Origin of the sequence: Streptomyces oryzae, from assembly GCF_017676365.1 — a bacterium.
In the GTDB taxonomy this organism is placed as follows: Bacteria; Actinomycetota; Actinomycetes; order Streptomycetales; family Streptomycetaceae; genus Streptomyces; species Streptomyces oryzae.
The window spans coordinates 1-22,258 of record NZ_JADKMA010000121.1; the positions used below are offsets into that span (position 1 = coordinate 1).

Annotated in this window: 19 protein-coding genes; 14 read left to right on the top strand and 5 right to left on the bottom strand. The window is 71.4% G+C overall.

All coding sequences use genetic code 11. The features are described 5' to 3' along the window. Positions 1–313: 313 nt before the first annotated feature. The 5 genes from ITI46_RS21930 to ITI46_RS21950 all read left to right on the top strand — a co-directional run bounded on the left by ITI46_RS21930 (position 314) and on the right by ITI46_RS21950 (position 4,124). Positions 314–757 (top strand): DUF6278 family protein, encoded by a 444-nt coding sequence (locus tag ITI46_RS21930; protein WP_209241413.1) that lies wholly within the window; start codon positions 314–316, stop codon positions 755–757. 109 nt (positions 758–866) lie between these two features. Beyond that, positions 867–1,604, top strand: a complete 738-nt coding sequence (locus ITI46_RS21935) for an amino acid ABC transporter ATP-binding protein (RefSeq protein ID WP_280634808.1) — start codon at positions 867–869, stop codon at positions 1,602–1,604. A gap of 12 nt (positions 1,605–1,616) precedes the next feature. Then, entirely contained in the window at positions 1,617–2,558 is a 942-nt protein-coding gene (locus tag ITI46_RS21940) for a glutamate ABC transporter substrate-binding protein (protein ID WP_372452033.1), read from the top strand. A gap of 19 nt (positions 2,559–2,577) precedes the next feature. Then, on the top strand, positions 2,578–3,222 hold the full coding sequence (locus ITI46_RS21945) for an amino acid ABC transporter permease (RefSeq protein WP_209241414.1): 645 nt from the start codon (positions 2,578–2,580) through the stop codon (positions 3,220–3,222). Next, complete coding sequence (locus ITI46_RS21950; RefSeq protein WP_209241415.1) at positions 3,219–4,124, top strand: amino acid ABC transporter permease; 906 nt, start codon at positions 3,219–3,221, stop codon at positions 4,122–4,124. Before ITI46_RS21945 ends, ITI46_RS21950 begins: the two co-directional genes overlap by 4 nt. Before the next feature lie 7 nt (positions 4,125–4,131). On the opposite strand, the gene ITI46_RS21955 is transcribed toward ITI46_RS21950, so the two are convergent. After that, entirely contained in the window at positions 4,132–4,851 is a 720-nt protein-coding gene (locus ITI46_RS21955) for a hypothetical protein (protein WP_209241416.1), read from the bottom strand. A gap of 280 nt (positions 4,852–5,131) precedes the next feature. Here ITI46_RS21955 and ggt point away from each other — a divergent pair, with 280 nt between their 5' ends. Further along, complete coding sequence (gene ggt / locus ITI46_RS21960) at positions 5,132–6,895, top strand: gamma-glutamyltransferase (protein ID WP_209241417.1); 1,764 nt, start codon at positions 5,132–5,134, stop codon at positions 6,893–6,895. A gap of 62 nt (positions 6,896–6,957) precedes the next feature. Here ggt and ITI46_RS21965 read toward each other — a convergent pair whose 3' ends face one another. After that, a complete protein-coding gene (locus ITI46_RS21965) occupies positions 6,958–7,842 on the bottom strand; it encodes an alpha/beta fold hydrolase (protein ID WP_209241418.1) in 885 nt (294 codons plus the stop codon). A 47-nt stretch (positions 7,843–7,889) separates the two neighbouring features. Here ITI46_RS21965 and ITI46_RS21970 point away from each other — a divergent pair, with 47 nt between their 5' ends. Both ITI46_RS21970 and ITI46_RS34950 read left to right on the top strand, forming a co-directional pair. Beyond that, the gene (locus tag ITI46_RS21970; protein WP_209241419.1) at positions 7,890–8,381 is read left to right on the top strand and encodes a MarR family winged helix-turn-helix transcriptional regulator; all 492 of its coding nucleotides are present in this window, start codon (positions 7,890–7,892) and stop codon (positions 8,379–8,381) included. A gap of 238 nt (positions 8,382–8,619) precedes the next feature. Beyond that, the gene (locus ITI46_RS34950) at positions 8,620–10,830 is read left to right on the top strand and encodes a serine/threonine-protein kinase (RefSeq protein WP_247746384.1); all 2,211 of its coding nucleotides are present in this window, start codon (positions 8,620–8,622) and stop codon (positions 10,828–10,830) included. A 30-nt stretch (positions 10,831–10,860) separates the two neighbouring features. Here ITI46_RS34950 and ITI46_RS21980 read toward each other — a convergent pair whose 3' ends face one another. Beyond that, complete coding sequence (locus tag ITI46_RS21980; RefSeq protein WP_209241420.1) at positions 10,861–12,495, bottom strand: CocE/NonD family hydrolase; 1,635 nt, start codon at positions 12,493–12,495, stop codon at positions 10,861–10,863. Positions 12,496–12,760: 265 nt separating this feature from the next. Between ITI46_RS21980 and ITI46_RS21985 the strand changes: the two genes are divergently transcribed. The 4 genes from ITI46_RS21985 to ITI46_RS22000 all read left to right on the top strand — a co-directional run bounded on the left by ITI46_RS21985 (position 12,761) and on the right by ITI46_RS22000 (position 17,648). Then, positions 12,761–13,603 carry a nitrilase-related carbon-nitrogen hydrolase gene (locus tag ITI46_RS21985; protein ID WP_209241421.1) on the top strand — a complete coding sequence of 281 codons (843 nt, stop codon included), beginning with the start codon at positions 12,761–12,763 and terminating at the stop codon, positions 13,601–13,603. A gap of 71 nt (positions 13,604–13,674) precedes the next feature. Beyond that, positions 13,675–14,964 carry an aspartate aminotransferase family protein gene (locus ITI46_RS21990; protein ID WP_209241429.1) on the top strand — a complete coding sequence of 430 codons (1,290 nt, stop codon included), beginning with the start codon at positions 13,675–13,677 and terminating at the stop codon, positions 14,962–14,964. Positions 14,965–15,162: 198 nt separating this feature from the next. After that, on the top strand, positions 15,163–16,563 hold the full coding sequence (hydA, locus tag ITI46_RS21995; RefSeq protein ID WP_209241422.1) for a dihydropyrimidinase: 1,401 nt from the start codon (positions 15,163–15,165) through the stop codon (positions 16,561–16,563). A 74-nt stretch (positions 16,564–16,637) separates the two neighbouring features. After that, positions 16,638–17,648, top strand: a complete 1,011-nt coding sequence (locus ITI46_RS22000; protein WP_209241423.1) for a TIGR03842 family LLM class F420-dependent oxidoreductase — start codon at positions 16,638–16,640, stop codon at positions 17,646–17,648. Between the two features lie 31 nt (positions 17,649–17,679). On the opposite strand, the gene ITI46_RS22005 is transcribed toward ITI46_RS22000, so the two are convergent. Then, positions 17,680–17,985 carry a GNAT family N-acetyltransferase gene (locus ITI46_RS22005; RefSeq protein WP_209241424.1) on the bottom strand — a complete coding sequence of 102 codons (306 nt, stop codon included), beginning with the start codon at positions 17,983–17,985 and terminating at the stop codon, positions 17,680–17,682. A 175-nt stretch (positions 17,986–18,160) separates the two neighbouring features. Between ITI46_RS22005 and ITI46_RS22010 the strand changes: the two genes are divergently transcribed. Together ITI46_RS22010 and ITI46_RS22015 are read left to right on the top strand one after the other, a co-directional pair. Next, positions 18,161–19,036, top strand: coding sequence for an NAD(P)H-binding protein (locus ITI46_RS22010; RefSeq protein ID WP_209241425.1), 876 nt, complete (start codon positions 18,161–18,163; stop codon positions 19,034–19,036). A gap of 121 nt (positions 19,037–19,157) precedes the next feature. After that, positions 19,158–19,382, top strand: a complete 225-nt coding sequence (locus tag ITI46_RS22015) for an MbtH family protein (protein ID WP_209241426.1) — start codon at positions 19,158–19,160, stop codon at positions 19,380–19,382. Positions 19,383–19,467: 85 nt separating this feature from the next. Here ITI46_RS22015 and ITI46_RS22020 read toward each other — a convergent pair whose 3' ends face one another. After that, positions 19,468–21,999 (bottom strand): ABC transporter ATP-binding protein/permease, encoded by a 2,532-nt coding sequence (locus ITI46_RS22020; RefSeq protein ID WP_247746386.1) that lies wholly within the window; start codon positions 21,997–21,999, stop codon positions 19,468–19,470. Between the last annotated feature and the right edge of the window lie 259 nt (positions 22,000–22,258).

The window sequence follows — 22,258 nt, forward strand, 5'->3', positions numbered from 1 at the left end:
AGCGGGGGTTGTGGCGGGCTGCGCTGTGAGCTGGGTGCGGTCCTGCGCGGTTGCGGTCGCCGCCAGGGTCGGTGCGGTCGCGGATACGGCGGCCACCAGAACGGTGAGGGATCTGATCCAGGTACGTCTGCGCACGTGATGCCCTCTCGTGGGACTCCAACAGCCTTGTGTGCTCCCCGGATTCCACCGAGGCGGGGTGAAGTTAGAGAGGCCCTGACGCGTCGTCAAGGTGTCCGGCAGCTCAAACCGGAACGGGCCCTTCAAGCAGCGCGCCTATGGTGCCCACGGGCGTGAGAATGCCACGCTGATGGGCATGGACTTCCCCTTTCTGGACAACTGGCGCAAGCCCCACCCGGATGCCGAAGGGGCGGCTGCACCGACGGATCAGCTGTTGGACGAGGCGGGGGGCGCGGCGCAGCTTCTCTCCGAGTGCGAACTGCTGCGCGGGCACGCGCGTGCCGCCGGGGTCGAACTCGACGACTCCGTGGAGTCCTTGGCCGCGCTGGACCAACTGCTCCCGCACTGGCGGGAGGACCCGGAGGTCACCCCGTGGCTCGGCACCGACGCCGGGCTCTATCTGGGCACGGTGATGGTGCGGGCCGTACCCGGTGCCCGGTGGACGCGGTGGCCGGACGGCCAGCCTGTGGTGCGGCTGCCGTCCGGGCGGGAGGTGGATGTGCTGGAGGAGGGCGGCGCCTGGGCCGAGACGGGCTCGCCGGAGCTGTCCCAGGCGTACGCGGAGGTCAGCGAGGACTGACGGTGCGAGGGCGGCGGCAGGTGGTCCGACGGTACGCCGCCCGGTGGATGCACCCGTCCTGCGTGTCATCCCGGTAATGACCCATTCGGCCCGATAGCTTCCCCTTCCTATGGAACCGCTGATCGAGCTGCGCGGAGTCAACAAGCACTACGGCGCTCTGCACGTGCTCAAAGACATCGATCTCACGGTCGGCCGCGGTGAGGTTGTCGTCGTCATCGGTCCCTCGGGCTCCGGCAAGTCGACCCTGTGCCGCACCATCAACCGGCTCGAGACCATCGGTTCCGGCACCATCACCCTGGCGGGGCAGCCCCTTCCCGCGGAGGGCCGGGAGCTGGCCCGGCTGCGTACCGAAGTGGGCATGGTCTTCCAGTCCTTCAACCTCTTCGCGCACAAGACCGTGCTGGCCAATGTGGCGCTCGCGCCCGTCAAGGTGCGCCGCAAGAGGAAGGACGAGGCCCACGCACAGGCCCATGAGCTGCTGCGCAGGGTCGGTCTCGTCGAGCACGCGCAGAAATACCCGGCGCAGTTGTCCGGCGGCCAGCAGCAGCGGGTGGCCATCGCGCGGGCGCTGGCCATGGACCCGCAGGCGCTGCTGTTCGACGAGCCGACCTCGGCACTCGACCCGGAGATGATCAGTGAGGTCCTCGAGGTCATGCAGCAGCTGGCCCGGGACGGTATGACGATGGTCGTCGTCACCCACGAGATGGGCTTCGCGCGCTCGGCGGCCAACCGCGTGGTGTTCATGGCCGACGGCCGCATCGTCGAGGACCGCTCACCGGAAGAGTTCTTCACCGCGCCCCGCAGCGAGCGCGCCCAGGACTTCCTCTCCAAGATCCTCAAGCACTGAGAGGGGCCGGTCGTGCGTACACCTGCTCCGCATCCGCCGCACCGCGTCGTCGCCGTGCTCGGCCGTGCGCTGGCCGCCGCGCTGCTGCTGGGCACCGCAGCGTGCGGGGCCGCCGGCAGCCCGCCCGCGCGCGGTCCGCAGCCCGGCAAGCTGCCGCACTACGCGGTGGACACGAGCTTCTCCCTCCCCTCCTCGCCCACCTGGAAGAGCGCCCGTGAGCGCGGAAAGCTGATCGTCGGCGTCAAGGAGGACCAGCCGGGCATGGGCGAGAAGAACCCGGCCACTGGCACGTTCACGGGCTTCGACGTGGAGATCGCCAAAATGATGGCCGCCTCGCTGGGCTTCGCTCCGGGCAGGCAGATCGAGTACAAGGCCATCGCCTCGGCCAACCGCGAGACAGCCCTGCAGAACGGCCAGATCGACTACTACGTCGGCACCTACACCATCAACGAGGGCCGCAAGAAACTGGTCGGCTTCGCCGGGCCCTACTACATCGCCGGGCAGCGGCTGCTGGTGCGCAAGGACGAGAAGCGGCTGAGGGGGCCGCAGGACATGGCGGGCAGGAAGATCTGCTCCGCCGTCGGCTCCACCCCGCTCCAGCGGATCCAGTCGGACTACCCGCGTGCCGAAGCGGTCGCCTACGACAGCTACGCCATCTGCGTCGACAACCTCCTCAACAACCAGGTCGACGCGGTCACCACGGACGACACCATCCTGCTGGGCTACGCCGCCAAGGACCCCGGAGCGCTGAAGGTCGTCGGCAAGGCGTTCTCGAAGGAGCCGTACGGCATCGGTGTCCCCCGCCAGGACCGCGCGCTGGCCAGGGCGCTGGACGAGGCGATCACCGCACGCGAGAAGGACGGCGACTGGAAGCGGGCCTACCAGGTCACCCTCGGCCTCTCCGGCCGCCCGGCCCCGAAGCCGCCCCGCGTCGACCCGGCGCTGACGCGCTGAGAGGAGAGCGAACGGCTCCATGGACGTACTGACACAGAACTTCTCCCTCTACGGCGAGGGCTTCTGGGGCACCGTCAAGCTCACCGTCTACTCCTCGCTGCTGGCGCTCGGGGTGGGTGTGGTGATGGCGGGGTTCCGGGTGGCGCCGGTGCGGGCCCTGCGCGTGGTGGGAACCGCGTGGGTGACGGTGCTGCGCAACACCCCGCTGACGCTGCTGTTCTTCGCGATGCTGCTGGGACTGCCCCGCTTCGGTGTCGCGCTGCCGTTCGAGCTGTTCGCGGTGCTGGCGCTGGGCTGCTACACCTCCGCGTTCATCTGCGAGGCGGTGCGCTCCGGGATCAACACCGTGCCGGTCGGCCAGGGCGAGGCGGCCCGCAGCCTGGGCATGACCTTCGGCCAGACGCTGGGCGCGGTGGTGCTGCCGCAGGCGTTCCGCAGCGTGATCGCGCCGATCGGCTCCACGTTGATCGCGCTCACCAAGAACTCCGCGATCGCCGGCTCGTTCAGCGTCGTCGAGCTGCTGAGCACCTACAAGACGCTCAGCGAGAACGGCTACAGCGTCATCTGGAGCTTCGTGTGGATCGCGGTGGGCTATCTGATCCTGACGCTGACGATCAGCGCCCTCTTCCACGCGATGGAACGGCGCTGGGGGGTGGCCCGATGAGCCTCACCGCGCTGAGCCCGAAGCGAGCGCCGCGCACCGGACAGGACGCGCCCTCGGCGCTCTACGACATCCCCGGGCCCAGGGCGCGGGCCAGGCACCTGGTCTACGGGATCGTCGCAGCGCTCGCCCTCCTCGCGCTGGTGGCATGGGTGATTCATCTCCTTGTCGACACCGGGCAGTTCGCCTACGTCAAGTGGCGGCCGTTCGGTTACGTGGGCGTACAGGAGCTGCTGCTGCGCGGCCTCGGCAACACCCTGAAGGCGTTCGCGCTCGCCGCCGTCCTGGCGCTGGCGCTGGGTGCCGTGCTGGCCACCGGACGGCTGTCCGAGCACCGGCCGGTGCGGTGGGTGAGCACGCTGCTGGTGGAGTTCTTCCGGGCCATGCCGGTGCTGGTCATGATCTTCTTCGTCTTCGTCGCCCTGGAGGTGCAGCCGCTGCCGGCCCTGGTGACCGGGCTGACCCTCTACAACGGCTCCGTGCTCGCCGAGGTCTTCCGCTCCGGCGTGGTCTCCGTCGACCGGGGCCAGCGGGAGGCCGCGTACGCGCTCGGGATGCGCAAGACGCAGGTCATGACGTATGTGCTGGTGCCGCAGGCGGTACGGGCCATGCTGCCGACGATCATCAGCCAGCTGGTCGTCGCGCTGAAGGACACCTCGCTCGGCTTCCTGATCACCTACGAGGAGTTCCTGCACGCGGGGCGGCTGATCGCCATCAACATGGACTACACCATGCCGTTCATCCCCGTGGTGATCGTGATCTCCGCGGTCTACATCGGGCTGTGCATGCTGCTGTCGTGGTTCGCCAACTGGGTCGCTCGCCGGGAGCGCGGCAACCTCAAGAACGAGGCCGTCCCCGTGGGCCGGGCCGAGGCGGCACCCACCATGCCGGGTACCCGGATGTGACGCTCGCTCAGTCCGGCGCTGTCGTCGCCGCGCGGGTCACATCGGCCACCAGCTCGACCACGTCGGGTCCGTACGCCTCGGAGTTGACGACTTTCAGCAGCAGGCAGAACTGCCCGTTCCGCCCGTGCTGCCGGGCCAGCCGCGCATTGTGGCGCACCAGATACCGCGCGGCGGCCTGGTTGGTGATGGACCGCTGGCCGCATATGAGAAAGACGGGACGCGCTTCGGCCCGGTCCCGGCCCCCGGTGAGCCGCGCCAGCAGTACGTGTTCGACGGCGCCCTTCTCCGAGCGGTAGCGCTCCTCGCCGACGGCGAAGACCCCCGGGCGCTCCCCGTCCGTGAGCACCGAGAACCCCGGCAGCAGCGACCTGAGATGCGCGGCCGTCCGCTGGTTCGACGACGGGCCGCCCAGGCAGAACTCCGTGCGTTCGCCGAAGCCCTGCCGTGCGCCGTCGTGCGCGACGACCTCGGCCCGTGCGCCGCACTCCTTGATCAGCGCGGACAGCTCCAGCAGCGCGAACACGTCGTTCGGTGCCACCGTCCACTCGCCGATGCCGGGGTCCTTGTTGACCACCAGCAGGCACGCGGAGTTCTCCGGCATGCCGAAGAAGCGCTGCTTGCGGCGGAGTTTGCGGCGCCACACAGAGGTACGGGCCAGCCAGCCCGCCGATGCCGTGATCGCGGCGGCGACCAGACCGAGCACGATCTCCCGCAGGTTCTCGTCCATGACGCGGCAGCGTAGGCCCTCACGGGCGAAGCGGCCCGACCGGGTGAGTGCATTTCCTCCCCGCTGATAGGTGCTGACGCATCCGCGTCAACCGCATTACGCTGCGCGGATGATGCCAAGCGAGAGGGACACGCCTCCCAAGGGGCGCGGGGAACTGCGCGCACAACCACAAAGGACGGGCAGATCGCGGACGTCGGGCAGGGGCAGCCCCTCTCGACATCTGCGCGCAGCACGCCGCTTCATCGCCGTACTGGGCACCGGGGCCGTGGTGGCCGGGGTCATGGGGGCCGCACCCGCACACACGGCGGGGGAGCGCGGCGCGGGAAGCGGGACCTCTCCCGCCAAGTCCCCGGTGGCCACCGGCTACGGGGGCGCCGTCTCCAGCGTGGACGCCGACGCCTCGGCGGCCGGTATCGAGGTGCTCAAGAACGGCGGCAGCGCAGCGGACGCTGCCGTGGCGACGGCCGCGGCCCTCGGCGTGACCGAGCCGTACTCGGCGGGCGTGGGCGGCGGCGGGTACTTCGTCTACTACGACGCGGCCAGCCACAAGGTGCACACCATCGACGGCCGTGAGACGGCACCGCTGAGCGCGGACAAGAACCTGTTCACCGAGGACGGCAAGGCCATCCCGTTCGACGAGGCGGTCACCAGCGGTCTCGCAGTCGGCACCCCGGGCACCCCGGCCACTTGGGAGAAGGCGCTGCGCGCCTACGGCAACAAGTCGCTCGCCCAGGCCCTGCGGCCCGCCACCAAGCTGGCGAAGCGCGGCTTCACGGTCGATGAGACGTTCCGCAAGCAGACCGCGCAGAACGAGGACCGCTTCCGCGACTTCCCCGCGACCGCCGATCTGTTCCTGCCCGGCGGCAAGCTGCCCGAGGTCGGCTCCACCCTCAAGAACCCCGACCTGGCCCGCACTTACCAGGAGCTCTCCCACAAGGGCACCAAGGCGCTCTACCGCGGCGAGCTGGGCCGCGACATCGTACGGACGGTGCGCAAGCCCCCGGTGGCCAACGGCGCAGACCGCACCGTGCGGCCCGGCGACATGACGGCGAAGGACCTGCGCGCTTACCGGGCGCTGTCCCAGCAGCCGACCCGCACCGACTACCGGGGCCTGGACGTGTACGGCATGGCGCCCTCCTCCTCCGGCGGCACCACCGTCGCCGAGGCGCTCAACATCCTCGAACGCAGCGATCTGGGCTCTCTCAGCAAGAAGGAGTATCTGCACCGCTATCTGGAGGCGAGCAGGATAGCGTTCGCCGACCGGGGCCGCTGGGTGGGCGACCCGGCGCAGGAGGACGTACCGACCGAGGGGCTGACCTCGCAGCGGTTCGCGGACTCCCGGGAGTGTCTGATCAAGGACGACAAGGTCCTGGAGAGCCCGGTCGCACCAGGCGATCCGCGCGACCCGGAGGAGTGCGAGCACGGCGACGACGACCAGGCGGCACCCACTCCGTACGAGGGGCAGAGCACCACCCACCTCACCGTCGCCGACAAGTGGGGGAACGTCGCCGCGTACACCCTCACCATCGAGCAGACGGGCGGCAGCGGCATCACCGTTCCCGGACGCGGTTTCCTGCTCAACAACGAGCTGACCGACTTCTCCTTCGTGCCCGTCTCGCCCGGCGTCCACGACCCGAACCTGCCGGGCCCGGGGAAGCGGCCGCGCTCCTCGATGTCGCCGACGATCGTACTGAAGCACGGCAAGCCGGTGCTGGCGCTGGGCTCGCCAGGCGGCGCGACGATCATCACGACGGCGCTGCAGACGCTCACCAACCATCTCGACCGCGGGATGCCACTGCTCGACGCCATCGCCGCACCCCGCGCCAGTCAGCGCAACGCCGTGCGGACGGAGGCCGAGCCGAAGCTGATGGACAGCGAGGTCCGTCGCCAACTGGAGGCGCTGGGCCACTCGTTCAAACAGAACCCGGAGATCGGCGCCGCCACCGGTGTGCAGTCACTGGGCGACGGACGCTGGCGTGCCGCGGCCGAACCTGAGCGCCGCGGCGGCGGCTCCGCGATGGTCGTCCGGCCGACGGGAGACTGACGGCGACAGAGCGCACCGTGAGCCGGGCCCGCCCCAACCGCCGGGCGGGCCCGGCCAGTCGCTCAGCCGAGAAAGTCCGCCACCAGCGCGCCGGTCTCCTCAGCCCGCAGATACGGCATCGCATGGTGCGAGACCCCCGGCACGGTCGCCGTCGCGATCTGCGGCACCCACTGGCGGGCATGCGCCTCGACGCGGCGTACGTCGTGCGCCCGGCTCGCGCCGGCGAGCAGGACCAGTGCCGGGACGGCAAGTTCGCGCAGCGCCGCAGGCTTCGGGCGGGGGCCGGTGACCGGCTTCTGCTGCGGGAACTCGGCGGCTGCGGCGTACAGTTCGCGCCAGGCCACGGTGCCGGGGTCGTGCTCCGTGCTGCCTGGGGTGCCGGTCTCCCAGTCGAGGAAGGCCAGGGCCCGGGCCGCCGTCGGGCGGGTCAGCAGCGGCAGGGCACGCAGCAGGTAGCGCGGGCTGAACCCCGCGAAGCACTGCGTGGGGTCGAGCAGCGCCAGCCTGCGTACCCGGTCGGGGGCGTGCAGCGCGAAGGTCAGGGCGAGCCAGCCGCCGTACGAGTGCCCGCACACATCGGCCCGCGGCACGCCGAGCCCCTCGCACACACCCGTCAGCCACTCCAGCAACTCCGCCACCGAGCGCGGCGGGTGTGCGCCGGGCTCGCTGCGGCCCGGTTCCCCGGTGCGGTCGACGGCGTGGACGCGCCGGGTGCGGGCCAGCCGGGGCGCGAGGGCGACCCACCCGGCGGCCGTGGTGCCTCCGCCGTGCAGCAGCAACAGCGGCGGGGCGTCCGCCGGGCCGCAGGTCAGCACATGGGTGGTGCCGTGCCGGGAGGTGAGGGTGAGGTGCTCGGTGCCGCGGGGCCAGTGGTCGAGCACGGCGTCGTAGGCGGCACGGAACCGGGGGCCGGCGGCGGGCGGGGCGGCGTCTGGAGTGGCAGGCATGGCGGAGCCTCCGAATTTCTCTCGCTGAGCGAGATAGTATCGGACGTATGCCCCCCGCCGACCACCCACGCGGCACCGCCCCCGAGGAGCCGGGTCCCGGCCTGGATGTGGTGCACCAGCTCCGCGCCGTCACCGTCGAACTCGACCTGCTCGCCGCGGACTTCGCCCGTCGCAACGGGCTGCACCCCACCGATCTGCGTGCCCTGATCCAGCTGCTCGACGCCGCCCGCTCCGGCACCGCGGTCACCCCCGGCCGGCTCGGCGCCGCGCTCGGCCTCAACTCGGCGGGCACCACCTCCCTCATCGACCGGCTGGAACGCCTGGGCCACGTGCGCCGCCTGCGCGACCCGCACGACGGGCGCCGCGTCCTCCTGGAGGTGGACGAACGGGCGACCGCTCTGGGCCGGTCGTTCTTCGGCCCCCTGATCGACCACGTGGTCGGCGAGGTGGAGACCATGCCGCCCGCCGAACTGGCCGCGGTGCGCCGCTTCCTGGCCCACGTCCGCACCGGCATCGAAGAGCACCGGGAACAGGGCTAGCGCGACCACCTGGCGGCCGTCGGTGCGGCTACGTCCGCGGTCCTGTCGGCCATACTTCGACCGTACGAATTCGACAGGGCCGGCTTGTGAGTTGGGCTGTCGAAATGGAGCGGGGGAGGGCGGAGCGCGGCCGGTCGGTCCGTACCGCACGTGGTTGCCGCCTGATCACAGGCCGTACGATCGCTCTGCATCAGCTGACTTGCGGCCCATGGCGGCCGAACGGACCGGGGGAGAGGGCATGAAGTCCCTGCGTGCGGACGACCCTGAACGCATCGGCGACTACCGGCTGCTGGGCCGGCTCGGCGAGGGCGGGATGGGCAGCGTGTACCTCGCCCAGTCCCCGCGCGGCCGGACCGTGGCCGTGAAGCTGGTGCGGCGGGAGCTCGCCGAGGACGCCGAGTTCCGGAACCGCTTCGAGCAGGAGGTCGGCGCGGCGCGCCGGGTCGGCGGCGAGTGGACGGCTCCGGTGCTGGACGCGGACACCGAGGCGGACCCGCCGTGGCTGGCCACCGGCTACATACCGGGCATCACGCTGTACGAGGCGGTCGCGGGCCGCGCGACCCCGCTGCCGGTCCGTACGCTGCGCATCCTCGCCAACCGGCTCGCCCGGGCGCTCGGCGCCATCCACGAGGCCGGGCTGGTGCACCGCGATGTGAAACCGTCGAACATCCTGGTCACCATCGACGGGCCGCGCGTCATCGACTTCGGCATCGCACGCGCTCTGGAGACCGTCGCGGACGCCCAACTGACCCGCACCGGCGCCGTCGTCGGCTCGCCCGGTTTCATGTCGCCCGAGCAGGTACGCGGCGACCGGGTGACCGAGGCCAGCGACATCTTCTCCCTCGGTTCCGTGCTGACCTTCGCCGCGACCGGACGCGCCCCCTTCGAGCGCACCGGCGTCGCCGGGCATGTGCAGATGTACCGCATCGCCCAGGAGGAGCCCGATCTGGAGGACGTTCCCGAGGAGTTGCGGGAACTGGTCGCCGGGTGTCTGGCCAAAGACGGCGCCGAGCGGCCGGAGTTGACGGAGATCCTGGAGCGTACGGCGGACCCGGAGGACGAGCCCGGGCCCGGTGCTTCCGGCTCCGAGGCCGCCGAGCCCTGGCTGCCGGGCAGCCTGGTCGCCCAGCTCGGCAGGCACGCCGCGCGGCTGCTGGACGCGGAGGTCCCCGGCGCCCGGGCAGCCGCGGAGCGCGCGGCCGAGGCCCCCGCGCTCCCGCCGCGCCCCGGCGCCGAGCCCTCCCTTCCCGGCGCCGAGGCCCTTGCGGAGGGTGCGGGATCGGAGACTCCTCCGGAGGGCACCGGCACGTCCGCGGAATCCGCGGAACGCTCCGGCGAACAGCCGCTGCCGCCTCCGCCGCCCGCTCCCGGCGGCCCGGAGATGCACGGCATGATGACGGTCACCGACGCAGCGGCGCAGCACGCCCCGACCTCCGGCCAGTTGCCGCCGCCCCCCAGCCCGCCGGCGCCACAGGGCGGGCCCGGTGCGCACCCGGCGTACGCGCTGCACGGCCCCGCGGCTGCCGCGGCCGGCCCTGAACGCCGGCACCGGCGCGGGATGGTGCTCGGGGCGCTCGGCGTCGTACTGGCACTGGTCTCCGGCGTGGGCACCTTCGTCGCGCTGCGCCTTTACGACAGCAGCGGCGATGACGCCAAGCAGTCAGGCCCCCAGGCGAAGTCGTCACCCGGAGCCGACAGCGACACCTCCAAGAAGCCGTCGCCCAAGGACATCAGCAGCCCGGCACCCGGCGGCGCGCTGCCCAAGGGCTATCTGGGCGCCTGGCAGGGCAGCGTCCAGGACGCCGACGGCTCCACGGTCACCCGGCGGTTCGAGATCCGCCAGGGCGAGGAGGGCGAGGTCATCGCCAGGACCGTCAACGTGCGTGCCGACATGATGTGCGAGGGCGAGGCGACGCTGGTGGCGTTCGACGGGGGTGACCAGGGGCTGCGGGTCACCAGCCGGATCACCGACAGCCACCCCGCGTCCAGGCCGTGCTCCCCGTACAAGGAGCAGACGCTGAAGCTCCGTACCGACGGCACCCTCTCCTGGGTCTACCCGGACAGCTCACTCTCGGCGACACTGCGGAAGGTGGGCGATCCGGCAGCCCCGGTGCCCGCGCGGATGGCGGGGGAGTGGAAGGGGACCAACCCCCAGGGCGAGGAGCGGACGCTCACCATCCACCGCGGCCGGGTCGGCACCGCCACGGTGCGGGTGAGCGGCGACTACGCGGGCGACAGCTGCGAGTGGGAGCACACGCTCGGCGGCGCTGACGGGGAGACCCTGCTGTACGGGCCCGACGAGGTGGTGGAGTCGGCTTCGGGCCCGAGCTGTGCCGGCTCCGCCACGTCGCTGATGATCAGCGCGGCCGGCGATGACGAGCTCCGCGTTTCTTCTGTGCGGGAGCCGGATGGTGCCCCGCGCGTCTACCGCCGGGCCGGCTCCGAGTGAGGCGGCCCCCTTCCCCTTGCTGCGCTTGCCTCAGCCCCTCGTCGGCACCATCACGCGTGACGGGTCCCCCTTCGGCGAGGAGAACGTCAGATGCGCGCCGGACGGGTTGTACTCCGCGTACAGCGGATCCACGGTGTCGATGACGACGGCGAGCCGGTGGCCCTTGGGCATGTCGTACGCGGTGGAGAACAGCTCGAGGTCCACGGGGAACGGCTTGCCGGGGGTGCGGCCGTGGAAGGTGTGGGGCGCGTGGCTGATGAGCTTGCCGGTGCCCAGCGGGCCGACGTCGTAGAGGTAGACGTAATAGGTGCCGCTCTCCTTGTCGCTGGTCACCGTCGTGTGCAGCTTCGCCGTGCCGCGCACCCGGGTGTCCTCCGCGTACCGTTCGGACTGCCACACGGCAGCGCGGGAGCGGGGCAGCAGCGGTACGGATACGAGCGGCGGCAGCTTGAGGAACTGGTCGAGGATGCCGGTCAGGAAGATGGTGCCGCCGTCGGCTCCGGAGTTCCTGCCGGTGGCCAGCTCCTCGGTCCCGCCGAGTGACACGGTGCGGCTGCCGGAGGGCACGTCACGCCAGCTCCGGTAGCCCTCGTAGCCGCCAGCGGTTGGGGTCTCCCCTGCTCGAGCGGAGCCGAGAGCTTGGGGACGGGACTTGAGCTGGACGGGCGCCTCGGTGTCGATGCCGTTGTGCTCGCCCTTGAGGTAGCGGTCGAACCAGCGGTGCGCGTGCGACCAGGTGTCGTTGGGGAGCCCGAGCAGTCCGGTCGCCTCGGCGGTGGCGTGGTCGCCAGGGCGGAACTCCAGCCGCTTGGGCCCGCGCAGTTTCTCGTAGAAGTCGGCGTACTGGTTGGGCGGGAAGATCGAGTCGTTCCAGGCGTTGCCGAGCATGATGGCGGCGCCGTTGTCGTTGATCTTGTCGAGGTAGGTGGCGGGGGAGCGCTTCTTGCCCCACGCGATCATCTCGTCCTCCTTGTCCAGGTTGGAGGAGAGGAAGTTCTTCATGATCTCCCGCAGTTCGGGGCTCGGCCGCCCCGTCAGTTCGCCGGAGGCGCCGAGCAGTCCGGCCGCCTGGAGGTGCTGGGTGCGGCCGCTGTAGATGGCGCCGATCAGGTCGGCCCAGCCGCTGAGCGCGGTGACGGCTTTGATCCGCGGGTCGTGCCCGGCCGCCAGCAGGCTGATCCCGGCGCCGTAGGAGACACCGCCCATGCCGATCCGGTCCTTGTCGGCGGGGGTGTGGGCCAGCGCCCAGTCGATCACCCGGGAGGCGTCGGCGACATCCTTGGGCCCGGCGGTCTCGATCTGCCCGCCGGACTGCCAGAAGCCGCGGGAGTTGTAACTGACCACCACATAGCCGGAGTCGGCGAGCTTCTTGGCCTGCGCGAGGTATTCGATCTGCGGGCTGGCCCAGCTGGTGGGCAGCACGATCAGCGGGTACGCGCGGGACGGCTGAGTGCTCGCGCCCTCGGGGAGGAAGACGTTGGCCTTGAGGGTGATGCCGCCGTCGCCCTCGATGTCCACGAAGTCCACGCCCGCGGTGGCGGATGCCGCTGGAGCGGCGGGCTGCGCCGTCGCGGCCGGGGCGGCGGCGAGACCCGTGGCGGCGAGGGTTCCGGAGAGCAGGACGGCAGCCGTACGAACGTGCCCTGAGGTGGGGGAGGGGCGCATGCGCAGCTCCAGTTGTCGAGGGTGACCCAGGGGTGGGGGTGAAAGTGACTGGAGAGTAGGCGCGTTGGGCTACCGGGGGTAACCCGTCAGTAGGTTACGGACCAGTAAAGCCGCGCCGCGCATTCGCCCGGTGCGGGATCCCACTCGCCGCCCCGCACGGGTTCTTGTCACGGGCGCAGAGGGGACTTACGGTCTCAACCTCACGTATATCTACGCGTGTCGAACAGGCTGCCGCCCGAGAGAAATCCTCGTGAAGGAGCTGCTCATGCCCGACCTTGTACGTGCCGCGCTGGTTCAGGCGACCTGGACAGGCGACACCGAGTCGATGATCGCCAAACACGAGGAGCACGCCCGCGAGGCCGCTCGCCAGGGCGCGAAGGTCATCGGTTTCCAGGAGGTCTTCAACGCCCCCTACTTCTGCCAGGTCCAGGATCCCGAGCACTACCGCTGGGCCGAGCCGGTCCCGGACGGCCCCACCACCCGGCGGATGCAGGAGCTGGCACGGGAGACCGGAATGGTCATCGTCTCCCCGGTCTTCGAGATCGACGGCTCGGGCTTCTACTACAACACCGCCGCCGTCATCGACGCCGACGGCACGGTGCTGGGCACGTACCGCAAACACCACATTCCGCAGGTCAAGGGGTTCTGGGAGAAGTTCTACTTCCGCCCGGGCAACCTGGGCTGGCCGGTGTTCGACACCGCCGTCGGCAAGGTCGGCGTCTACATCTGCTACGACCGGCACTTCCCCGAGGGCTGGCGGGCGCTGGGGCTGGCCGGCGCGCAGCTCGTCTACAACCCCTCCGCCACCTCGCGCGGCCTCTCCGCCTATCTGTGGCAGCTCGAACAACCCGCCGCCGCGGTCGCCAACGAGTACTTCGTCGCCGCCATCAACCGCGTCGGTACCGAGGAGCTGGGCGACAACGACTTCTACGGGACGAGCTACTTCGTGGACCCGCGCGGCCAGTTCGTCGGCGACGTCGCCTCGGACAAGGAGGAGGAACTGGTCGTCCGCGACCTGGACCTGGGGATGATCGACCAGGTACGGCAGCAGTGGGCCTTCTACCGGGACCGGCGGCCGGACGCGTACGAAGGGCTGGTGCAGCCGTGAGCAGCCAGGGACCGGAGCCGACGACGAACCCCGGAGCCGGAACCGGCAGCCCATCCGGCGTCCACCGCGCACTGCACGACCGGCACCGCGCCGTACTCCCCGACTGGCTGGCGCTCTACTACGCCGAGCCGCTGGAGCTCACGCACGGCGAGGGGCGGCATGTCTGGGACGCCGAAGGGCGCCGCTATCTGGACTTCTTCGGCGGCATCCTCACCACGATGACCGCGCACGCGCTGCCCGAGGTCATCAAGGCCGTCGCCGAGCAGGCCGGGCGCGTCCTGCACACCTCCACCCTCTACCTCAACCGCCCCATGGTGGAGCTCGCCGAGCGCATTGCCGCGCTCTCCGGCATCCCTGACGCACGGGTCTTCTTCACCACTTCGGGTACCGAGGCCAACGACGCCGCGCTGCTGCTGGCCACCACCTACCGCCGGTCCAACCAGGTGCTGGCGATGCGCAACAGCTATCACGGCCGCTCCTTCTCCACCGTCGGCATCACCGGCAACCGCTCCTGGTCGCCCACCTCCCTCTCGCCCCTCCAGACCCTGTACGTACACGGTGGCGTCCGCAGCCGCGGCCCGTTCGCGCACCTGGACGACGCGGAGTTCATCGAAGCCTGCGTCGCCGACCTGGCGGACATGCTCGGCCAGGCACGCGCTGACGTGGCGGCGCTGATCGCCGAGCCCGTGCAGGGCGTCGGCGGCTTCACCTCGCCGCCCGACGGGCTCTACGCCGCCTTCCGCGAAGTCCTCCGGCAGCACGGCATCCTGTGGATCAGCGACGAGGTGCAGACCGGCTGGGGCAGGACCGGCGACCACTTCTGGGGCTGGCAGGCACACGCATCAGCGGGCCCGCCCGACATGCTCACCTTCGCCAAGGGCATCGGCAACGGGATGTCCATCGGCGGCGTCGTGGCCCGTGCCGAGATCATGAACTGCCTGGACGCCAACTCCATCTCCACCTTCGGCGGCAGCCCGGTCACCATGGCGGCGGCCAACGCCAACCTCTCCTACCTGCTCGAACACGACCTCCAGAGCAATGCGCGCCGCGTCGGCGGCCTGCTGCTGGAGCGGCTGCGCGCCGCGGCGTCCGGGCTCGGTGTGGTCCGCGAGGTGCGTGGGCGCGGGCTGATGGCAGGGGTCGAACTGGTGGTGCCCGGAACGGATACGCCGTCGGCTGAGGCGGCCTCGCTGGTGCTGGAAGCTGCGCGCGAAGGCGGTGTCCTCATCGGCAAGGGAGGCGGTCACTCCACCTCGAGCGTGTTGCGGATCGCGCCGCCGCTCACCCTGACCGTCGCCGAGGCCGAGGAGGGCGCCGCCGTGCTGGAGCGCGCGCTGCGCGCCGCCGACAGGGCTTTTTGAGGGGCTGCCCCTGGCTGTCGTCGAGAGCCTGCGGGTTTCGTCGTGGCCGCTCGCGCAGTTCCCCGCGCCCCTGATTGTTCCCCGCAGCGCTTGGGCAGTCTGCTCCCCCAGCCTCCGGCCGGGAGGTGCCCCAGGCGCAGGGTGGGCAAGCGCAGCCCCCATGCCGAGTAAGCAAGATGCACTCAGGAGGGCAACCGTATGACCACGACCCTGATCAAGGGCGGCCTCGTCATCACCGCCGCCGAGGAAATGCCCGCGGACGTCCTCATAGAGGACGGCCGCATCGCCGCAGTGGCCGCCCGGAACAGCGCCGCAGCAGCGTCGTTCACCGCCGACCGCACCCTGGACGCCACCGGCAGGTACGTCGTCCCCGGCGGCGTCGACGCGCACACCCACATGGACTTCCCGTTCGGCGGCACCTTCTCCAGCGACGACTTCGAGACCGGCACCCGCGCCGCCGCCTGGGGCGGTACCACGACCATCGTCGACTTCGCCGTCCAGACCAAGGGCCACGCCCTGCGCGAGGGGCTGGACCAGTGGCACGCCAAGGCCGAGGGCCGGTGCGCCGTCGACTACGCCTTCCACATGATCCTCTCCGACGTGAACGACGGCACGCTCAAGGAGATGGACGCGCTGGTCGAGGAGGGCGTGACCTCGTTCAAGATGTTCATGGCCTACCCGGGCGTCTTCTACAGCGACGACGGCCAGATCCTCCGTGCCATGCAGCGCACCGCGGCCAACGGCGGGCTGACGATGATGCACGCCGAGAACGGCATCGCCATCGACGTCCTGGTCGAACAGGCCCTCGCCGCCGGCCGCACCGACCCGCGCCACCACGGCGAGGTCCGCAAGGCGCTGCTGGAGGCCGAGGCCACCCACCGCGCCATCCAGCTGGCCCGGGTCGCGGGCTCGCCGCTGTACGTCGTACATGTCTCGGCGAGCGAGGCCGTCGAACAGCTCGCCACCGCCCGCGGCATGGATCTGCCCGTCTTCGGCGAGACCTGCCCGCAGTACCTCTATCTGAGCACCGACAACCTCGCCGAGCCCGACTTCGGCGGCGCCAAGTACGTGTGCAGCACCCCGCTGCGGCCCCGTGAGCACCAGGCGGCGCTGTGGCGGGCGCTGCGCACCGACGACCTCCAGGTCGTCTCAACGGACCACTGCCCCTTCTGCTTCACCGGCCAGAAGGAGCTGGGCCGCGGCGACTTCTCCAAGATCCCCAACGGGATGCCGGGCGTCGAGCACCGGATGGACCTGCTCCACCAGGCCGTGGTCGACGGGCAGCTGACCCGGCGCCGCTGGATCGACCTCGCCTGTGCCACTCCGGCACGGATGTTCGGCCTCTACCCGAAGAAGGGCACCCTGGCGCCCGGCGCCGACGCGGACCTGGTCATCTACGACCCGGAAGCGCAGCAGACCCTCTCCGCCGAGACGCACCACATGAACGTCGACTACTCCGCCTACGAGGGCAAGCGGATCACCGGCCGCGTCGAGACCGTGCTCTCCCGCGGCGAGCCGGTGGTGGAACGCGGCAGCTACGCGGGCCGGGCCGGCCACGGTCAGTACGTCCCGCGCGGCCTCTGCCAGCTTCTCGGCTGAACACCGACCCCGAATCCGGATAAAGGTATGGACAGCGACACAGGTACAGACACGGACTCATAAGGGGCATGCCAATGGACTTCGGACTCGTCGCCCAGACGGATCCCCCCGGCGCCGCGACCGTCGCGCTGATGCGGCGTGCCGAGCACAACGGCTTCCGGTACGGCTGGACGTTCGACTCGCCGGTGCTGTGGCAGGAGCCGTACGTCATCCACAGCCGGATCCTCGCCGAGACGGAACGGCTGGTCGTCGGGCCGATGGTCACCAACCCCGGCACCCGCTCCTGGGAGGTCACCGCCTCCACGTTCGCCACCCTCAACGAGATGTACGGCAACCGCACCGTGTGCGGGATCGGGCGCGGCGACTCGGCGATGCGGGTCGCCGGGCGCCCGCCCACCACCCTGGCCAGGCTCGGCGAGGCCATGCGGGCCATCCGCGAGCTGGCCGAGGGCCGTGAGGCCATGGTGGACGGCACCCCGCTGCGGCTGCCGTGGGTGCGCGACGGGCGGCTGCCGGTGTGGATGGCCGCCTACGGGCCCCGCGCGCTGGCGCTCGCGGGCCGGGAGGCGGACGGCTTCATCCTCCAGCTCGCCGATCCGCTGCTGACCGCGTGGATGGTGGGTGCCGTGCGGGAGGCCGCGGTGCAGGCGGGACGGGACCCGGCCGGGGTCACCATCTGTGTGGCCGCGCCCGCGTATGTGTGCGAGGACACCCCGGAAGCGCTCGCGCACGCCCGGGAGCAGTGCCGCTGGTTCGGCGGCATGGTCGGCAACCACGTCGCGGACCTCGTCGCGCGCTACGGCGAACACTCCGACGCCGTACCGGCGGCGCTGACCTCGTACATCAAGGAACGTGGCGGCTACGACTACGCGCACCACGGGCGGGCCGGCAACCCCGACACCGCGTTCGTGCCCGACGACATCGTCGACCGGTTCTGTCTGCTGGGCCCGGCCCCCGCGCATGTGGCCCGGCTGCGGGAGCTCGCGGAGCTCGGCGTCGACCAGTTCGCGCTCTACGCCATGCACGATGCGCGGGAGGACGTCGTCGACGCGTACGGGGCGGAGGTCCTTCCGGAGCTGGCTTAGGGGTACCGCCCCTTCGGGGCACGGCCAGAGGTCACTCGCCCTGCTTCTCGTAGACCAGTGGCTGGTAGTCCGGGTGTCTGCGGATGTAGTTCGCGAAGAACGGGCAGATCGGGGCGACCTTCTCGCCCGCCTCCTGGGCCGTCTCCAGGATGTGGTGCGAGAGGGCGCCGCCGATTCCCCGGCCCTCGTACTCCGGCTCGACCTCCGTGTGCGTCACAGCGATGACGCCGGGGGCGCGGAGGTACTGCGCCACCCCGGCGAGGGTGCCACCGATCCGGGCCTCGAAGCGGCTCTCGCCGGTGTTGTCGGAGATGTCGAGCTGCTGCTGGTCGGCCATGCGCCCAGCCTCGCCCGCGCGGGCGCTGCCGGGCAACGGGGGAGCGGCCATCGGGGTGGGGCGAGCGCGGGGCTGCGCCGAGTTGACTTGAACCCCGCTTCAACTTGCAGGGTGTGATCACCACGGCGCACCCACCCATGGGACAGCCGCAGCAACGCACATGAAGGAGCATGCCGTGATTCTGGTAACCGGAGCGACGGGCAAGGTCGGCGGACAGGTGGCGGCACAGCTCGTGGCGGCGGGCGTCCCCGTCCGCGTCCTCGTCCGCGACCCGCGGACCGCCGCACTGCCCGAGGCCGTCGAAGCAGCACGTGGCGAGCTGGTCGACGTCGTACGCGGCGACCTCACCAACCCCGCGAGCCTGACCGAAGCCCTCACCGGGGAGGTGGAGCGGGCCTTCCTCATGTGGCCGCTGGACGGTCCGCACGGAGCGGCCGAGGTCGTCACAGCGCTCGCCGCAGGCGTCCGCCGCATCGTCTACCTGTCCACCCGCGGCGTACCCGACGACGACTCCGCACCGCTCGGTGAGGACATCCTCGGCACCCACGCGGCACTGGAGCGGCGCGTCCGCGGCTCCGGTGTGGAGTGGACCCTGCTGCGCCCCGGCGGCTTCGCGGGCAACACCCTGGGCTGGGCGCCGCAGGTACGCGCCGGCGGCCCCGTACGCCTGGCCCACCCGCAGGCGGCCCGCACCCTCGTGCACGAGGCCGACGTCGCCACCGCCGCCGTGCGCGCACTGCTGACCGACGAGCTGGTGGGGGCGGCGCCCGAACTCACCGGTCCCGAACTGCTCACCCAGGCCGAGCAGGTGGCCGTCATCGGCGAGGTCGTCGGCCGCCCCCTCACCGTGGAGAAGCTCTCCCGGGAAGAGGCCCGTGCCGACTTCCTCGCGGCGGGTCTGCCGCCCGCCTACGTGGAGGGCATCCTCGACGCCCACGCCGCGATGGAAACCGACCCGGAAACCGTCGCCCCGGGAAGTTCCGAACTGCTGGGCCGCCCTGCCCTCACCTACCGGCAGTGGGTGACGGACCACCTGGCCGACTTCCGGTAACCGCCGCCCCCGCGCCCGGCGCTCCTCGATCGGGTGAGAAATCCTCTCAGCAGATCCGTCACCTCGACCGGTGGCTAGCGTGTATGACCGCCAACGGATCTCACCGACCAGGAGAGCCGACATGACCACCAGCACCAACCCGTTCGAAGACGAAGACGCGTCCTACCTCGTCCTCGTCAACGACGAGAACCAGCACTCGCTGTGGCCCGCCTTTCTCGACGTTCCCGACGGCTGGACCGTGGCGCACCCCGAGGCCGGTCGCCAGGAGTGCCTGGAATACGTCGAACGCTCATGGAGCGACATGCGTCCGGCCTCGCTGGCCCGCGCCATGAACGCCCAGGAGTAGCGGGCGGATCAGTACACAAGGCCGGGGCCGGGAGCCGACCAGCTCCCGGCCCCGGCTGCGGCTCAGCCCATATGCGGCGCCCGCGTCAGCTCGGCAGGGCACGCAGCCAGGTCGGCGGCTGGCCCTCCCGTTCGGCGGGCTGGGAGGGCGACGGCTCCCCGGCCTGGAGCTGCCACAGCTTCGCGTACCTGCCGCCGCGCTGCACCAGTTCGGTGTGGGTGCCGCATTCGGCGATGCTGCCGCCGCGTTCCATGACGTAGATGGTGTCGGCGTTGCGGATGGTGGACAGCCGGTGGGCGATGACGATGAGCGTCCGCTTGCGGGCGAAGGCTTCGAGGCTCCGCTGGATGGCGGCCTCGGTCTCGTTGTCGACCGCCGAGGTGGCCTCGTCGAGGATGACGACAGGCGGGTCGGCGAGGAACGTACGGGCCAGGGCGATGCGCTGCCGCTGGCCGCCGGAGAGGGCCCCGCCACGCTCGCCGACCTGCGTGTCGTAGCCGTTGGGCAGCGACTCGATGAACGAGTCGGCCCCGGCGCAGCGGGCGGCCTGGACCACGCGCCGCTGGTCGGCGTCGAAGGTGCCGTAGCGAATGTTCTCCGCGATGGTCCCGTCGAAGACGAACGGCTCCTGCGACACGTAACCGATCACGCTCCGCAGTTCGTGCAAGGGCACCTCGCTCACATCGACACCGTCGAGCAGCACTTGGCCCGTGGTGGGGTCGCGGAAGCGCATCAGGAGCTTGGCGATCGTCGTCTTGCCCGCGCCGGTCGCCCCGACGATGCCGGTGACGCGGCCAGGGGCGATGGTCAGCGACAGGTCGCGCAGGGCCGGCGGCCGGCCGGGGTAGGCGAAGGTGACCTTCTGCAGCGAGAGTTCGCCGCGTACGCCGTCGGCGGGCAGTTCCCTGCTGCCCTCGGCGGGCTCCGTCGGCAGGTCGAGGAGCCGCTGTACGCGTGCGAACGCGTCGACGGAGCGGCGGTAGCTCTCCGTCAAGTCGCCGAGCCGGTAGAGGCGCGCGAGCGTCATCGCGGGCAGGTCCAGCAGCGGTGTGAAGCGCTCCAGGGGCAGTTCCCCGCGCACGAAGGCGTTCCCGCCCAGCAGCACAGCGCCGGGCACCGCGGCAAAGGCGCACAGCCGCACCAACTGGGCCTGCAGTGCGGAGCTGCGGTCGGTTCTCCTGCTCGCCTCGCCGTACTCCGCGCACAGCTCGGCGACGCGCTGCTCCTCGTACTCCTCGGTGCAGGCGGCCTTGACCATGACATTGGCCTGGAGATTGTCGGTCAGGCGCGCGTGCAGCCGGGAGCGGGCGGCGGCCGAGGCCGCGCGGTCGCCGGCCGTGCGCTCCTGGGAGCGGAAGGAGAGCCAGGCGACGACGGGGATCGGGGCGAAGGCGAGCCAGGCCAGTTGCGGAGCGAGCGTGAGGAAGGCGGGGGCGAGTACCGCGAAACAGGTTGCCAACTGCGTCGACTCGTGCAGCGTGCGCCCGATGAAGTCGCCCAGACTGCTGATGTCCTCGGTCAGCACCTGCGTGGTGTGGCTGGTCCGCTCACCCTCCAGATCCGCCGTCGACAGCCGCTGTACATGCGCGTAGGTGCTGGTACGCAGGTCGCTCTCGACGCTTCTCGCGAGCTGGTTCCAGGTGCCGGCAGCGAGATAGGAGAGCCCTGTCGAGACTGCGGCCGTCAGCCCCATGACGCCCGCCAGCGCGGTCAGCTGTGACTTCAGGCCGACCAGACCCAGCCCCGCGAGCTGCTGGCTGCCGCCGCTTGCCAGCGCGGTGACGGTGTAGGAGAGGGCGGCGAACAGGCTCAGCTCGGTGACCTGGGCGAGCACCGACAGCGCGGCCGCCAGGGTGAATTTTCCCCGGCGCCGGCCGACGAGCCGGGCCAGGAAATGCCGGCGGGTGGCGCCGGAGGCGGTCTCGGAGGCGCCGGATGCGTCGGTGGCGCCCGCAGCGGCCCGGGCGGCGTTCGAGCGTCGCCAGGCGTTTCTGACGACGGCCGCCGTCGCGGCGGCGCAGATACCGAGACTCAGCCAGGGTTTGGCGAGCACTCTCAGCACATGCTTCCCGGCCCCCAGCGCCAGCGCGACCCCCGTCCCCGCACCCGCGACCGCGAGGACGCCGAGGCCGCTGCCGGCGGAGCGCCGCACTCCGTCGGCAACCGGCTGCGCACGGTCCGAGCCGCCGCCGGCAACCGGCTGCGCACCGTCCGAGCCGCCGTCGGCCCTGCGAGGGGTGCGCCGGGGGACGCGCCCGGACGCTTCGCGCTGGCCACCGGGCGGCGTCCGGCGCCGCGGGTTACCGGGCTGGTCGGTGAGCCGCGTGAGCACCTGCGCCACGGTGCCGCCCAGCAGCCGCGCGGCTTCCCGGGAACTCAGCGTCGTCTCGTGGAACAGCAGTACGCGGCCGGTGACCGGACTGACCTCCGCCCTGTCGATCCCCGGCGTCGCCTGGAGCGAACTCTCCAGCAGCCGCGCGAGGTTGGGCCGCCCCCGGACGGCCGCCACCTCCCAGCGCTGGCGGCCCGGGAGGACCGACCGCGGGCGGGGCGGTGCGTCGGCAAGCCGACTGGACGGCGGTGCGCTCGCCGCGGGCGGGTCCATCAGGAGTGTCATGTACGGAAATCCACCAGGGTTGCGGAACGGCGCCCTCGGCCGCAGCCGAACGCGAGCGGAGATAACGGGCGTTGACAGTCATACGGAGCCTAGGGGCCGTCTCGGGCGGCCAGCCAGGCCAGGACCTGCCGGTTCACTCGACCGGGTACAGCCTGTCGACGCCGGTTTCCACCGGGGCGCATGTCGAGCGGTGCCGCAGCGGAACGCGGCTGCGAGTGCGGAACCGATTGTGAGTGGGCATGCGCCCACCTATAGTGGG

Excerpts from the sequence above, each read along its gene's own strand:
- ITI46_RS22005 (WP_209241424.1), bottom strand. The coding sequence starts at position 17,985 with ATGGCCGACCAGCAGCAGCTCGACATCTCCGACAACACCGGCGAGAGC.
- ITI46_RS21935 (WP_280634808.1), top strand. The coding sequence starts at position 867 with ATGGAACCGCTGATCGAGCTGCGCGGAGTCAACAAGCACTACGGCGCT.
- ITI46_RS21985 (WP_209241421.1), top strand. The coding sequence starts at position 12,761 with ATGCCCGACCTTGTACGTGCCGCGCTGGTTCAGGCGACCTGGACAGGC.
- ITI46_RS21950 (WP_209241415.1), top strand. The coding sequence starts at position 3,219 with ATGAGCCTCACCGCGCTGAGCCCGAAGCGAGCGCCGCGCACCGGACAG.
- ITI46_RS22000 (WP_209241423.1), top strand. The coding sequence starts at position 16,638 with ATGGACTTCGGACTCGTCGCCCAGACGGATCCCCCCGGCGCCGCGACC.
- ITI46_RS21970 (WP_209241419.1), top strand. The coding sequence starts at position 7,890 with ATGCCCCCCGCCGACCACCCACGCGGCACCGCCCCCGAGGAGCCGGGT.
- ITI46_RS21945 (WP_209241414.1), top strand. The coding sequence starts at position 2,578 with ATGGACGTACTGACACAGAACTTCTCCCTCTACGGCGAGGGCTTCTGG.
- ggt (WP_209241417.1), top strand. The coding sequence starts at position 5,132 with ATGGGGGCCGCACCCGCACACACGGCGGGGGAGCGCGGCGCGGGAAGC.
- hydA (WP_209241422.1), top strand. The coding sequence starts at position 15,163 with ATGACCACGACCCTGATCAAGGGCGGCCTCGTCATCACCGCCGCCGAG.
- ITI46_RS34950 (WP_247746384.1), top strand. The coding sequence starts at position 8,620 with ATGAAGTCCCTGCGTGCGGACGACCCTGAACGCATCGGCGACTACCGG.
- ITI46_RS21930 (WP_209241413.1), top strand. The coding sequence starts at position 314 with ATGGACTTCCCCTTTCTGGACAACTGGCGCAAGCCCCACCCGGATGCC.
- ITI46_RS21980 (WP_209241420.1), bottom strand. The coding sequence starts at position 12,495 with ATGCGCCCCTCCCCCACCTCAGGGCACGTTCGTACGGCTGCCGTCCTG.
- ITI46_RS21955 (WP_209241416.1), bottom strand. The coding sequence starts at position 4,851 with ATGGACGAGAACCTGCGGGAGATCGTGCTCGGTCTGGTCGCCGCCGCG.
- ITI46_RS22015 (WP_209241426.1), top strand. The coding sequence starts at position 19,158 with ATGACCACCAGCACCAACCCGTTCGAAGACGAAGACGCGTCCTACCTC.
- ITI46_RS22020 (WP_247746386.1), bottom strand. The coding sequence starts at position 21,999 with ATGACACTCCTGATGGACCCGCCCGCGGCGAGCGCACCGCCGTCCAGT.
- ITI46_RS21965 (WP_209241418.1), bottom strand. The coding sequence starts at position 7,842 with ATGCCTGCCACTCCAGACGCCGCCCCGCCCGCCGCCGGCCCCCGGTTC.